The following is a 12,388-nucleotide window of genomic DNA, read 5'->3' on the forward strand; positions in this document are numbered from 1 at the left end:
TCAGCCAGATTTGCACTGAACAGGGCTGCCATTCTAATGGCGGGCGCGGCGGCGCGCAATGCGTGAGTGATGCATGTCAGTGAGGCATGTGCCTGGCGCCGGGGCTGCGCGGAAACCGGTGACCGGGCAAGCGTCCGCGGGGGGCGTGGTAAGATTTCGGTTCATTGCACCATCGACAGCTTCAACATGATTGAGCTCATCATCAATGGCAAACCCGAGCGCCTCGACGAGGCGCCGACGGTGCTCGCGCTGCTCGAAGGCAGGCAGCTTGCCGGCAAGCGTCTCGCAGTCGAACGCAACGGCGAGATCGTGCCGAAAGGGCAGCACGCGCACACGCTGCTCACCGACGGCGACCGGCTCGAGATCGTCGTCGCGGTCGGCGGCGGCTGAAGCCTTCGCCGCCCGGCGTGGTGCTCGCTGACCCGCGCCTTCATCAACCCGATTCCTACAGGCCGAACATGAACGACTCCCTGATGATCGCAGGCAAGTCCTACCGCTCCCGTTTGCTGGTGGGCACCGGAAAATACAAGGATTTCGCCGAGACGCGCGCCGCGATCGACGCGAGCGGCGCCGAGATCGTCACCGTCGCGATCCGCCGCACGAACATCGGCCAGAACGCCGGTGAGCCGAACCTGCTCGACGTGCTGCCGCCCGAGCGCTTCACGATCCTGCCGAATACGGCCGGCTGCTACACGGCGGACGACGCGGTGCGCACGCTGCGGCTCGCGCGCGAGCTGCTCGATGGTCACGCGCTGGTGAAGCTCGAAGTGCTCGGCGATCCGGTGAGCCTGTTCCCGAACATGCCCGAGACGCTGAAGGCGGCCGAAATCCTCGTCAAGGACGGCTTCGAGGTGATGGTGTACTGTGCCGACGACCCGATCCAGGCGAAGATGCTCGAAGAGATCGGCTGCGTCGCGGTGATGCCGCTGGCGTCCTTGATCGGCTCCGGGATGGGCATCCTCAATCCGTGGAACCTGCGGCTGATCATCGACCAGGCGAAAGTGCCGGTGCTCGTCGATGCTGGCGTCGGCACTGCGTCCGACGCGGCGATCGCGATGGAGCTCGGCTGCGACGGCGTGCTGATGAACACTGCGATCGCGCACGCGAAGGACCCCGTGCTGATGGCGTCGGCGATGAAAAAAGCGGTCGAGGCCGGGCGCGAGGCATTTCTTGCCGGACGCATGCCGCGCAAGCATTATTCGGCCGATCCGAGCTCGCCGACGAGCGGCCTGATCGGCTCCTGAACGAACGTCGCCCGCGCCGCCTGCAAGCTGGACCGCGCGCGTCGACCCTTTTCGCCGTGCCGGCACGCGCGCCGGTACGGACTCGCACGACGTTACGATCCTCGACGATGACTTTTCCCCCCCAGAACCCGCCGGAAACCGGACATCCGTCCGCAACTCCGGACGAAGCGCTCCTGCCCGTAGAAGCCCACGTGCCGGGTGATCCGGAAGCGCGTTTTTCGAGCCGCTCGATCCGCAGTTTCGTGCTGCGCCAGGGACGCATGTCGGTCGCGCAGCAGCGCCACCTCGACGAGACGCTGCCGAAAGTCGGCATTCCCTACCGCGTCGCGCCGCTCGATCTCGACGCGGCGTTCGGACGCGCGGCGCCGAAAATCGTCGAGATCGGTTTCGGCATGGGCGAGACGACCGCGAAAATCGCCGCTGCGCTGCCCGACAAGGATTTCCTCGCGATCGAAGTGCACGGGCCGGGAGTCGGCAGCCTGTGCAAGCTGATCGCTGAAGGCGAACTGGACAACTTGCGCATCGTCCAGCACGACGCGGTCGAAGTGCTGCGCGACATGATCCCCGAGCGGGCATTGGCCGGCGTCCATGTGTTCTTTCCCGACCCGTGGCACAAGAAGCGTCATCACAAGCGGCGCATCATTCAGCCCGACTTCGTCGCGCTGATCGCGTCCCGGCTCGCGCCCGGCGCTTACCTGCACTGCGCGACCGACTGGGAGGAGTACGCCCAGTGGATGCTCGAGGTGCTCGCCGCCGAGCCAGCGCTGGAGAATACTGCCGACAGCTACGCCCCGCGTCCCGCTTACCGCCCCCTGACGAAATTCGAAAACCGCGGTCTGAAGCTCGGGCACGGCGTCTGGGACTTGGTGTTCAGGCGGCGCGGTTGAACGAAGCACGCGTCGAAGGGAGATCTGAACGATGGTGAAACGCCTCTTTGCCTTTCTCGGCGCGATTCTCGCGGGATTCTGGCGCACGATCGACGTGCTGCGGCGCGTGGTCCTCAACGCGGTCTTCCTGTTGTTGCTCGCCTTTGTCGTGGTGCTGCTGTGGCGGGCGCTGCCGGCGGTGCCGGACGGCGCCGCGCTGGTGCTGCGCCCGGCCGGTCCGCTCGTCGAGCAGACAACGTTCGAGACTCCGCTCGATTTGCTGCGCAATGGCGGCGTCGCGCCTTCCCAAACGGCGCTGCACGATCTGCTCGAAGCAGTGGAGGCGGCGCGCGACGACACGCGGATCAAGGCGCTCGTCATCGAAACCGACCGTCTCGGCCCGACCGGCCTGTCGAAACTCGCCGAACTGCGCGCCGCGATCGTGGCCTTCCGGCAGAGCGGAAAGCCGGTGTTCGCCCGCGGCGAGCGCTTCACGCAGGGGCAGTACTACCTCGCCAGCGTCGCCGACGAAGTCCATGTCGGGCCCGACGGCTTCGTGCTGCTGCAAGGGCTCGCGCGCTACATCAGCTATTTCGCCGCAGCGCTCGACAAGCTCGGCGTCAAGATGCACGTGTTTCGCGTCGGCGAATACAAGGCGTTCAGCGAGCCTTTCACGCGCAACGACATGTCGGAGGCCGACCGCGAAGCGTCGCGCGATCTGCTCGAAGGGCTGTGGACCAACGTGCGCGAGGACCTCATCGCGAGCCGCCGCCTCATCCCCGAGAAGCTCGACGCTTACGTCAACGCTTACCCCGACGCGCTCGCGGCGACCGGTGGTGATGCGGTGAGCGCGGCGCGCGATGCCGGCCTGATCGATCGCGCGAGCACGCGCGACGAGTGGCGCGAGCTGCTCAAGGCGCGCGTCGGTGTCAGCGAGGACGGCAAGGATTTCCGCCGCGTCGAGGCCGACGACTATCTCGCCGTGGTGCGCGCCACGCGGCCCGAGCAGGACGATCAAGTCGCGGTGCTGGTCGCGCAGGGAGCGATCATCGACGGCAGCGACACGCAGTCGGCGGTCGGCGGTGACAGCCTCGCGCACCTGATCCGCACGGCGCGCGAGGACGATCGGGTGAAGGCGCTGGTGCTGCGCGTCGACAGCCCCGGCGGCAGCGCGTGGGCGTCGGAAGTGATCCGGCGCGAGTTGGAACTGACGCGCGAGGCGGGCAAACCGGTCGTCGCGTCGATGAGTTCGGTCGCCGCGTCCGGGGGCTACTGGATCGCGACCGGGGCCGAAGAGATTTTTGCGAGCCCCGCTTCGCTGACCGGGTCGATCGGGATTTTCGCGCTGTTCCCGGAGCTCGCCGGATCGCTCGACAAGCTCGGCGTGAATACCGACGGCGTCGCGACCAGTCCGCTCGCCGGCGCCTTCGATCCGCGCCGCCCGCTCGAGCCGGCGGCGGCGAAAACGATCCAGCTCGGCATCGAACACGGTTACCGGCGCTTCCTCCAAACCGTCGCCAAGGCGCGTGACATGAGCGCTCCCGAAGTCGACACTGTCGCGCGCGGACGCGTCTGGACCGGCGAGGCGGCGACCAAGCTCGGCCTCGTCGACCAGCTCGGCGGCCTGGAGGCGGCGGTTGCGGCGGCCGCGGCTCGCGCCGGCCTGAAGCGCTACGAGACGGTCTGGCCGAGAGCGGACGTCGGCCCCGGCCAGCGCCTCCTGCAGCGCTTCGTCGCCACGTTCGCGCCCGTCGCCGGTCTTTCCGGTCTTTCCGGCCTTTCCGCGTCGCCCTTCGCCGTCGTCATCAACGGTTTGCAGCAGGATGCCAATGAGCTGCTACGCTGGAATGATCCGCGCCACCTCTACACGCATTGTCTTTGCGAAGCGCTCTAGCCGAGGACCGTCCCATGCCGAATCCCGATTTGCCCCGCGCTGCCGTGCTGTCGCCGCGCTGCGCTCTGGTTGTCGTGCTGTTGCCGCTGCTGCTCGCCGCGTGCGCCGGTACACGCGACACGCCGCGCGAAGCGGATCTCTCCCCGGCAACGCGCGTCGGGCCGGATCAGCAGCTGTATTTCGAGCTCGCGAGCGGCGACTACGATTGCGAACTCGGCGTGAAGGTGCGCGTCAGCCGCGACCTGCGCGACGCCAATCATCTTGAATTGGGCTGGGCCGGCCGCTCGTTCGACCTGCAGCGCGACGTGTCGTCGTCCGGCCTGCCGCGCTTCGAGGCGCGCGACGCGGGACTGGTGTGGATCGACCTGCCGTGGAAGAGCATGCTGCTCGATTCCCGCGAGGACCGGCCGCTCGCGACGGAGTGCCGGCCCGCCTGACGCGCGCGGGGCACCTCGCCCCGCCAGACCCGCTCAGTCGCGCAGGAACAGCGTCAGCAGATCGTTGAGGAAATGCCGGCCGCGTTCGGTCGGGCGGATGACGTCCGGCGTGACCTCGACCAAGCCTTGCTCGCGCGCCGTCTTCAGCTCGTCTTCGATCACCGCGAGCGGCAGACCGGTGCGCTCGACAAACAGCCGGGGCGGGACGCCCCCGGTCAGGCGCAGCGCATTCATCATGAATTCGAACGGCAACTCGGCGACGCCGACCGAGCGGCGTTCCTGCACGAAATCGCGGCTCTTCGCCGCGTCGAGGTAGCGCCCGGGGTGCTTGTGGCGCATCTCGCGCACGATCCCCTCGAAGCTCGACAGCTTGCCGTGCGCGCCTGCGCCGACGCCGAGATAGTCGCCGAACGTCCAGTAGTTCAGGTTGTGGCGGCATTCCTCACCGGGCCGGGCGAACGCCGAGGTCTCGTAGTGGCGGAATCCCACGCCGGCAAGCCGCGCTTCGATCGCATCCTGCATGTCGGCCGCGGTGTCGGTATCGGGCAGCGGCGGTGGAGCGTGGTGGAAAGGCGTGTTCGGCTCGAGCGTCAGCTGGTAGCACGACAGATGGGTCGCGCCGGTCGCGAGCGCGGTGTCGAGGTCGGCGAGCGCCTGCTCAAGCGCCTGCTCCGGCAGCGCGTACATCAGGTCGAGGTTCACGCGGTCGAAGTTCGCCAGCGCGGTGTCGATCGCGATGCGCGCTTCCCGCCCATCATGGATGCGCCCGAGGCGTACGAGCTGCGCGTCGTCGAAGCTCTGAATGCCGAGCGACAGGCGGTTCACGCCGGCAGCGCGGTAATCACGGAAGCGGCCCGCCTCGACGGTGCCGGGATTGGCTTCGAGCGTGATTTCGGCCAGCGGGTCGAGCTGCAGCAGCATGCGCACGCCGGTCAGCAGGCGGTCGAGCGCCGCCGCCGACATCAGGCTCGGCGTGCCGCCGCCGATGAACACCGACAGCACGCGCCGCCCCCACACCTGCGGCAACGCGGTCTCGATGTCGGCGAGCAGCGCGTCGATGTAGGCCTGCTCTGGGATCTCGATCGTGCCGCCGCGCGACGCGTGCGAGTTGAAGTCGCAGTATGGGCACTTCTTCACGCACCAAGGGTAATGCACGTACAGCGCGAGCGGCGGCGACGCCGTCAGTTGCGGTTGCTCCGGCAGCGGTCCGGGCGCAGCCGGGGCGGGCGCGAGGGAGATGATGCGATGGCGGGTCACAGCGGTTCGGTGGAGAGGCGGGCCAGCAGGTGGCGCATCGCCGCGCCACGGTGGCTGAGCGTGTTCTTCAGCTGCGCATCGAGCTCGGCAGCAGTCTGGCCGAGCTCGGGGACGAAGAACAGCGGATCGTAGCCGAAGCCGTTGGCGCCGCGCGGCGCGTAAAGGATCGTGCCGTGCCACTCGCCGTCGGCGATCAGCGGGCGCGGATCGTCGGCATGGCGCACCAGTACCACAACAGAGTAGAAGAATGCGCGCCGGTCGGGGCTGCCCGCGAGCCGCTCGACGAGCAGCGCATTGTTGCGCACGTCGGACTTCGGTTCGCCGGCAAAGCGCGCCGACTGCACGCCCGGCAACCCGCCGAGCGCCGCAACGCACAGCCCGGAGTCGTCGGCGAGCGCCGGCAGCCCGCTCAACGCCGCGGCCTGGCGCGCCTTCGCGAGCGCGTTTTCGACGAACGTCGGGTGCGGCTCGTCGGCTTCCGGAATGTCGAACGCCGACTGCGGCAGCACCTCGATGCCGAGCGGCGCGAGCAGCGTCGTCATCTCGGCGGCTTTCTTGGCGTTGTTGCTGGCGAGAACGAGTCGGGCGGTCATGATTTCAGTTCCGGTCGATCGCCGCTTTCTGCGCGTCGACGAGCCGGCGGATACCGGACTCGGCAAGCTCCAGCAGCGCGTTGAGCTCGGCGCGCGAGAACGTCGCGCCTTCGGCAGTGCCCTGCACTTCGACGAAACCTCCCGAACCCGTCATGACGACGTTCATGTCGGTATCGCAGCCCGAATCCTCGGCATAGTCGAGATCGAGCACCGGCACGCCCTGGAACACGCCGACCGACACCGCCGCGACGAACTCGCGCAGCGGGTTGTGCGGCAGCTTGCCCTCGGCGACGAGTTTGCCGAACGCGTCGTGGACCGCGACGCAGGCGCCGGTGATCGCGGCGGTGCGGGTGCCGCCGTCAGCCTGCAGCACGTCGCAGTCGATGACGATCTGGCGTTCGCCGAGCGCGCTGAGGTCGACGACCGCGCGCAGGCTGCGGCCGATCAGGCGCTGGATTTCCTGCGTGCGTCCGCTCTGCTTGCCCTTGGCCGCCTCGCGCGCGCTGCGCGTGTGGGTCGCGCGCGGCAGCATGCCGTATTCGGCGGTCAGCCAGCCTTGGCCGCGCCCGCGCAGGAACGGCGGCACGGTGTCCTCGACGCTGGCGGTGCACAGCACGCGCGTGGCGCCGAATTCGACGAGCACCGAGCCTTCGGCGTGGCAGGTGAAGTTGCGGGTGATCGTGACCGGGCGCAGCTGGTCGGGGCGGCGTTGGCTGGGACGCATGAAGGATTCCTATCGGCTGTACTTGTGAATGGCCTGGTTGATTTCGGCGATCGCTTTCTCGATCTCGTCATCGCTGATGTCGCCGGCGGCGGCCGGCACGCGCGCGCGGCCGAAGACGTTGAGCTGCGTGGTGACCCGGTCGAGTGCCAGCGTCTGCGTCGATTCCATGTCGTCGTGCGCGGAGCCGCTCTCGTCGTGCCAGCACATCGCGACCATCGACAGGTTGTCGCAGCCCGGGCCGGCGAGCTGCTCGGCGCGGTCCAGCAGCTTCGGCACGGCGTGCATGACATTGGTTCCAGCAAGCCCGTCGACGACGCCCTGGTCGCGCACTGGACCCCACACGCCGTCAGTGCATAGCGCGAGGATGTCGCCGTCGCGCAATGGCGTCGGCACCGACAGTTCGAGCTGCGGCGTCCGCGTGCCGCCGAGGCAGCTGTAGATGCGATTGCGCTCGGGATGGTGCGCGGCCGCTTCATCATCGAGCAGGCCCTGGTCGATCATCAGCTGCACGCGCGAATGGTCGCGCGTACGTGCGGCGACACGACCGTCCCGCAGCAGGTAGAGGCGCGAGTCGCCGGCATGCGCCCAGTGCGCGAGGCCATCTTGGACCACGCAGGCGACGATCGTCGTGCGCGGCGTGTCGTCGAGGTCTTTGTCGAACGCGTGATCGACAATCGCGGTGTGCGCGTTCATCAGCACATGCGACAGGAAACGCGCCGGCTGGCCAAGCGTCGGCGCCGCTTCGCGCCGGAACGCTTCAGTGATGGATTGCACAGCCAAGTGCGCGGCGATCTCGCCATGCCGGTGCCCGCCCATGCCGTCGGCGATCACCATCAGCAGCGCGTCGCGCGAGTAACAGTATGCGAGACGGTCCTGGTTGCTTTTGCGCCGGCCGATGCGGCTTTCCTGGTAGATCGTGAATTTCATCGCGCGCCTCTCAAGTGCGGCCGATAAACGATTTGATGCGCGCACCGAGGTCGCCGAACAGGCCGGCCGGAACCGCGTCGTCGCCACTGCGCATCAGCGTCTTCTGCAGCGAATAGACGCTTTGCGGCCGCTCGAGCGGATCGAGCTTCAGGCACCAGTCGATCGTCTGCAGCAACTGCGCTGAATAACGTGTGGCGTACGCCCTGGTCACGGGAACGAAAGTGTCGCGCCGGCTGCGCTCGTCCGAACGCGGCGGGGCTGTCCCGGCGATGCACGCGTACAGGCTCGCGCCGACACTGTAGATGTCGCTCCACGGCCCCAGCGCGTTGCGGTTCGCGAACTGCTCGGGCGACGCGAAGCCGGGGGTGTACATCGGTTTGAGCATCGCCTGGCCGGTCAGCAGGGTCTGGCGCGCGGCGCCGAAGTCGAGCAGCACCGGCGTGCCGTCGTTGCGCAGATAGATGTTGGACGGCTTGATGTCGAGGTGCAGCAGCTTGTGCGAGTGGACTTCGCGCAGGCCGTTGAGCATGCGCGCGAAAACGGCCCGGATGAAAGCCTCGCGCACCCCGTCGCGGTGTTTATGGATATAGTCGTGCAGCGTGCGACCGCGCTCGAACTGCATCACCATGTACACTGTGCCGTTGGCGCGAAAGAAATTGAGCACCCGGACGACGTTCGGATGGATCAGCTTCGCGAGCGAACGCCCTTCCTCGAAGAAGCATTTCATGCCGTAGCGGAAGGCCGGCCGGTTCTCTTCCGTGACCTGCGGTTCGAGTTCGCCGTCCTTGCGCAGCGCGAGAGAGTTCGGCAGGTATTCCTTGATCGCGACCGCAGTGCCATGACGATCACGCGCGAGATAGACAATCGAAAAACCGCCAACGGAAAGCTGCCGCTCTATTTGATACTGGTCCAGCTGAAAGCCGGAGGGCAGAGGGCAGTTGGCTTGAGGCGGCATCGACAGGGGGAGAGCCGGAGCCGGCTTTCCGCAGGATTTTCTTGATTGGACCTGCAGTGTAAAGGATCGCGGCAGGTTCCCGGAGACACTTCATGATCCACAGCATGACCGGTTTCGCGGCGCAGACGCGGGACCTCGGGCCGGTGAGCCTGCATATCGAACTGCGCAGCGTCAATTCCCGCTACCTCGACCTGTTCTTTCGCATCGGCGACGAACTGCGCCAGGCCGAGCCGGCACTGCGCGAGCGGATCACGGCGAAACTCACGCGCGGCAAGGTCGAATGCCGCCTCAATTTGCAGACGAACGGCGCCGCGCCGCGCAGCCTCGCGCTGAACACCGCGCTGCTCGATCAGCTGCGCGACGCCGAGCAGCTCGTGCGCGAACGCCTGCCGCAGGCCGGGTGCCTGTCGGTCAATGAAGTGCTGCGCTGGCCCGGCATGCTCGCCGACGACGGCGTGAGCTTCGAGCAGCTGCAGCCGGCGCTGCTCGAACTCGCGCAGGCCGCGCTCGACGAGCTCGCCGCGACGCGCCGGCGCGAAGGCGACAAGCTCGCCGCGATGATCCGCGAGCGGCTCGTCCGCCTGCGCGAACTGGTCGCCCAAGCCGAGCCTCGCGTGCCGGTGATCGTCACCGAATACCAGGAGCGGCTCGCGACGCGGCTGCGCGACGCTGTCGCTTCGCTGGACGAGGACCGGATTCGCCAGGAAGTCGCGCTGTTCGCCCACCGCATCGACGTCGCCGAGGAGCTGTCCCGCCTCGCCACCCATCTCGACGAAGTCGAACGCATCCTCGGCGCCGGCGGCGCAGCCGGAAAACGGCTCGATTTCCTGATGCAGGAGCTGAACCGCGAAGCCAACACGCTGGCATCGAAATCCGCCGCCACCGAGGTCACCGGCATCGCGATGGAGATGAAAGTGCTGATCGAGCAGATGCGGGAGCAGGTGCAGAACATCGAGTAGCGGGTCGCATAGCTTCATCCGGCCGCAAAAACCGATAAGGCCCGCGCAGTTAGCGGGCTTTGTTGTATCTCAGCGCCTCACGTCATATCACTGAATCGCGGTCTAGGCGTGTACCCAAACGTGCACCCAAAGCTGGTAAGGGCCGAAAAATTGGGTGCTGCTACGCGAGCTGGAGCGGGGATTACGCGAACAGGAGCGAGCGCGGCGAGACCTGTCATAAATGTACGCACTAGTCTGCAGTTCCTGCCTCTCCGATTGGCGGCTCCCAGGTGCGGATTCAACCGGTGAATGCAACAGCTCGGTGAAAACGTTCAGCTGGTGTCTGGTAGTTGAGTGTCTTCCTTGGTCGCTCGTTCAATCGCCTCGCGATGGTAATTCCGTAGGGCGCAGTAACCGAAGCGCATTGCACCGCCATAGCGTTCCGCGCAACATGCGGCATGCCCGACTATCGACGCGCCTGGCATGTCGGCGGCACCAGGTTCTTCACGGTCGATGCCCTGCAGCGCGTGGACAATGATTTGCTGATCCTGTTGCCCAACGTTGTTCGGGACGTTCTCCGCCGGCATCGGTTCGCCTTCCACGGTTGGGTCGTGCTGGCGTAACACCTGCACTGCGGGCGGGAATTGCCGTCATCGGATACGGATTTCGCCTCCCGCTGGCGATTGATCAAGGCAGGCTTCAAAGGTCTTGGCTGCCGCGGAGAGGCGCTCCGTGGTTCCCTGGGCGCGTGGACAGCGGGAGATACGGCAGCGGCGCTATTGGGAACACCTGATTCATGACGAGCAGGACTATCGTGCGCACCTCGACTACTGCATTTCAATCTCGTCAAATACGTGGATGTCCCGCGGGTGGCAGACTGGGCTCATTCGACGTTCCACGCCTGGGTGGGGCGTGGGAGGTCTATTCGCTCGATTGGGCAGGGAGTGGTCTCGCACCGTAGCCCGATGCATGCCGCCAGGTCCGTCCCCCCGTTGCGCCCCGGCCTCGCATGGCGCGCCCTGCGCCGCCTGGCGCTGCCCTGGCTGCTGCTGGCGCTGCACGCGGCCGGCGCCAGCGCGGCCACATTGGCCGGCGGCCCGATGGCCGGGCCGGCGACGGCCGGGCGGGTAGGGGTGTGGCTGATGACCGACGGCCCCGCCCAAGTGCAACTCGAGTACTGGCCGCACGGGCAGCCCGACGCGGCGCGGCGCAGCGCGCCAGTCGCCGTCAGCCCGGAGCGCGGCCACACCGCGCGCGTGGACCTCGACGGTCTGCAGGCCGCCACCCGTTACGCCTACCGCGTGCTGCTCGACGGGACGCCGGTCGAGCTCGGCGAGGTGCCCGCGTTCACCACCGCGCCCGCGGATCCGGCCGCGCCGCGCGAACTGGTCATCGCCACCGGCTCGTGCAACTACGTCCCCGACCCCCCTTACGAGGTCACGCCGGACTCCTTCGGCGCCGGCTTCGAGATCTTCGATACCATCGTCGCACGGCGGCCCGACGTGATGCTGTGGCTCGGGGACAGCATCTACTACCGCGACGACGACTTCGCGCCCGCGGACGAGGCCGCCGCGCGGATGCACCGGCGCTGGGCGGCCACGCGCGGCTTCGCGTCGCTGCAGCGGCTGCTGCGCACCGGCCAGCACGTCGCAATCTGGGACGACCACGACTACGGCCCGAACAACTCGAACCGCGACTTCGCGTTCAAGGCGACGGGGCTGGAGCTGTTCCAGGACTACTGGGTGAACCCCAGCTACGGACTGCCGGGCGCGCCCGGGGTCTTCGCCCGGGTGCCGCTCGGCGACGTCGAGCTGTTCCTGCTCGACGACCGTTACCACCGCGACGACGATGCCGGTGCGGACCCGGCGCGGACGATGCTGGGCGCGGCGCAGCTCGAGTGGCTCAAGGGTGCGCTGCGCGACTCGCGCGCGAGCTTCAAGCTGGTCGCCAACGGCAGCCGCATGCTCAGCGACCGCCCGTCGCCGGAGAGCCGCGGCGGTGAGGGCTGGCACAACTTCCCGCGCGAGCGCCAGGCGTTCCTCGACTGGCTCGCTACAGAGCGCATCGACGGCGTGTTCTTTCTCTCCGGCGACATCCATTACACCCACCTGACCGAGCGCGAGCGCCCCGGCACCTACCCGCTGACCGAGCTGACCTGCTCGCCGCTGACCGCGCGCGTGCATCCCCGCCCATTCCCGGTGCGCGAAGTGCCCGGGACGCTGGTCACGCAGCGCAACTTCTGCACGCTGGAATTCTCCGGGCCGGCCGGCGCGCGGTTGCTCCGCGTCGCCACGTGGAATGCCGCGGGCACGCGCCTGTGGGAGGAGGAATTTCCGGCCGCGCGGCTGCGCACGCCGTGAGCGCGCCCACCCGCCGCCCGGTAGCGGGACTGATGTTGGCAGAGCCGATTCGGCTAGTCCCAGACAGTCGCCCTAACATTTCACTTACCGGCAAGCAGCCGTTGAGGAGGCGCCCGCGCCGGAATTAGAAGCGGCGCCGGGCACCTTACAGTAGTTAAGCCAATGTTCCTTGCTGTCACTGCGTGACCCACGT

The 12,388-nt window shown here is 67.6% G+C and carries 13 protein-coding genes; 7 read left to right on the plus strand and 6 right to left on the minus strand.

The window, feature by feature from the left end:
* The first annotated feature begins 186 nt into the window (after nucleotides 1-186).
* From thiS to GO608_RS03970, 5 genes are all read left to right on the plus strand, one after another.
* On the plus strand, nucleotides 187-390 hold the full coding sequence (thiS, locus tag GO608_RS03950; RefSeq protein WP_169198408.1) for a sulfur carrier protein ThiS: 204 nt from the start codon (nucleotides 187-189) through the stop codon (nucleotides 388-390).
* A gap of 68 nt (nucleotides 391-458) precedes the next feature.
* On the plus strand, nucleotides 459-1,244 hold the full coding sequence (locus GO608_RS03955; RefSeq protein WP_169198409.1) for a thiazole synthase: 786 nt from the start codon (nucleotides 459-461) through the stop codon (nucleotides 1,242-1,244).
* A gap of 107 nt (nucleotides 1,245-1,351) precedes the next feature.
* Nucleotides 1,352-2,131: a tRNA (guanosine(46)-N7)-methyltransferase TrmB gene (gene trmB / locus GO608_RS03960; protein ID WP_247002844.1), complete on the plus strand. Its 780-nt coding sequence runs from the start codon at nucleotides 1,352-1,354 to the stop codon at nucleotides 2,129-2,131.
* Between the two features lie 31 nt (nucleotides 2,132-2,162).
* Nucleotides 2,163-4,004, plus strand: coding sequence for a signal peptide peptidase SppA (gene sppA, locus GO608_RS03965; protein WP_169198410.1), 1,842 nt, complete (start codon nucleotides 2,163-2,165; stop codon nucleotides 4,002-4,004).
* Between the two features lie 14 nt (nucleotides 4,005-4,018).
* Nucleotides 4,019-4,441, plus strand: a complete 423-nt coding sequence (locus GO608_RS03970; RefSeq protein ID WP_247002846.1) for a hypothetical protein — start codon at nucleotides 4,019-4,021, stop codon at nucleotides 4,439-4,441.
* Nucleotides 4,442-4,474: 33 nt separating this feature from the next.
* On the opposite strand, the gene hemW is transcribed toward GO608_RS03970, so the two are convergent.
* Genes hemW through GO608_RS03995 form a run of 5 tightly spaced genes read right to left on the minus strand, consistent with a single transcriptional unit; the run spans nucleotide 4,475 to nucleotide 8,897 of the window.
* The gene (hemW, locus tag GO608_RS03975; RefSeq protein WP_169198411.1) at nucleotides 4,475-5,698 is read right to left on the minus strand and encodes a radical SAM family heme chaperone HemW; all 1,224 of its coding nucleotides are present in this window, start codon (nucleotides 5,696-5,698) and stop codon (nucleotides 4,475-4,477) included.
* Nucleotides 5,695-6,291 carry an RdgB/HAM1 family non-canonical purine NTP pyrophosphatase gene (gene rdgB, locus GO608_RS03980; protein ID WP_169198412.1) on the minus strand — a complete coding sequence of 199 codons (597 nt, stop codon included), beginning with the start codon at nucleotides 6,289-6,291 and terminating at the stop codon, nucleotides 5,695-5,697. The genes hemW and rdgB overlap by 4 nt, the downstream gene beginning before the upstream one ends.
* 4 nt (nucleotides 6,292-6,295) lie before the next feature.
* Entirely contained in the window at nucleotides 6,296-7,015 is a 720-nt protein-coding gene (gene rph, locus GO608_RS03985; RefSeq protein ID WP_169198413.1) for a ribonuclease PH, read from the minus strand.
* Nucleotides 7,016-7,024: 9 nt separating this feature from the next.
* Nucleotides 7,025-7,942, minus strand: coding sequence for a PP2C family protein-serine/threonine phosphatase (locus GO608_RS03990; RefSeq protein WP_169198414.1), 918 nt, complete (start codon nucleotides 7,940-7,942; stop codon nucleotides 7,025-7,027).
* A 10-nt stretch (nucleotides 7,943-7,952) separates the two neighbouring features.
* Nucleotides 7,953-8,897 carry a serine/threonine protein kinase gene (locus tag GO608_RS03995; RefSeq protein WP_169198415.1) on the minus strand — a complete coding sequence of 315 codons (945 nt, stop codon included), beginning with the start codon at nucleotides 8,895-8,897 and terminating at the stop codon, nucleotides 7,953-7,955.
* Nucleotides 8,898-8,989: 92 nt separating this feature from the next.
* Here GO608_RS03995 and GO608_RS04000 point away from each other — a divergent pair, with 92 nt between their 5' ends.
* Nucleotides 8,990-9,856 (plus strand): YicC/YloC family endoribonuclease, encoded by an 867-nt coding sequence (locus tag GO608_RS04000; RefSeq protein WP_169198416.1) that lies wholly within the window; start codon nucleotides 8,990-8,992, stop codon nucleotides 9,854-9,856.
* Nucleotides 9,857-10,167: 311 nt separating this feature from the next.
* On the opposite strand, the gene GO608_RS04005 is transcribed toward GO608_RS04000, so the two are convergent.
* A complete protein-coding gene (locus tag GO608_RS04005) occupies nucleotides 10,168-10,437 on the minus strand; it encodes a hypothetical protein (RefSeq protein ID WP_211159369.1) in 270 nt (89 codons plus the stop codon).
* Nucleotides 10,438-10,827: 390 nt separating this feature from the next.
* On the opposite strand from GO608_RS04005, the gene GO608_RS04010 reads away from it, so the two are divergent.
* Nucleotides 10,828-12,195 (plus strand): alkaline phosphatase D family protein, encoded by a 1,368-nt coding sequence (locus GO608_RS04010; protein ID WP_247002848.1) that lies wholly within the window; start codon nucleotides 10,828-10,830, stop codon nucleotides 12,193-12,195.
* The last annotated feature ends 193 nt before the right edge of the window (nucleotides 12,196-12,388 follow it).

Source organism: Aromatoleum buckelii (assembly GCF_012910785.2).
Classification (GTDB): domain Bacteria; phylum Pseudomonadota; class Gammaproteobacteria; order Burkholderiales; family Rhodocyclaceae; genus Aromatoleum; species Aromatoleum buckelii.

Bases quoted from the DNA above. Each gene is read 5' to 3' on its own strand.
- thiS (WP_169198408.1), top strand. From the start codon at position 187: ATGATTGAGCTCATCATCAATGGCAAACCCGAGCGCCTCGACGAGGCG.
- GO608_RS03955 (WP_169198409.1), top strand. From the start codon at position 459: ATGAACGACTCCCTGATGATCGCAGGCAAGTCCTACCGCTCCCGTTTG.
- trmB (WP_247002844.1), top strand. From the start codon at position 1,352: ATGACTTTTCCCCCCCAGAACCCGCCGGAAACCGGACATCCGTCCGCA.
- sppA (WP_169198410.1), top strand. From the start codon at position 2,163: ATGGTGAAACGCCTCTTTGCCTTTCTCGGCGCGATTCTCGCGGGATTC.
- GO608_RS03970 (WP_247002846.1), top strand. From the start codon at position 4,019: ATGCCGAATCCCGATTTGCCCCGCGCTGCCGTGCTGTCGCCGCGCTGC.
- rdgB (WP_169198412.1), bottom strand. From the start codon at position 6,291: ATGACCGCCCGACTCGTTCTCGCCAGCAACAACGCCAAGAAAGCCGCC.
- rph (WP_169198413.1), bottom strand. From the start codon at position 7,015: ATGCGTCCCAGCCAACGCCGCCCCGACCAGCTGCGCCCGGTCACGATC.
- GO608_RS03990 (WP_169198414.1), bottom strand. From the start codon at position 7,942: ATGAAATTCACGATCTACCAGGAAAGCCGCATCGGCCGGCGCAAAAGC.
- GO608_RS03995 (WP_169198415.1), bottom strand. From the start codon at position 8,897: ATGCCGCCTCAAGCCAACTGCCCTCTGCCCTCCGGCTTTCAGCTGGAC.
- GO608_RS04000 (WP_169198416.1), top strand. From the start codon at position 8,990: ATGATCCACAGCATGACCGGTTTCGCGGCGCAGACGCGGGACCTCGGG.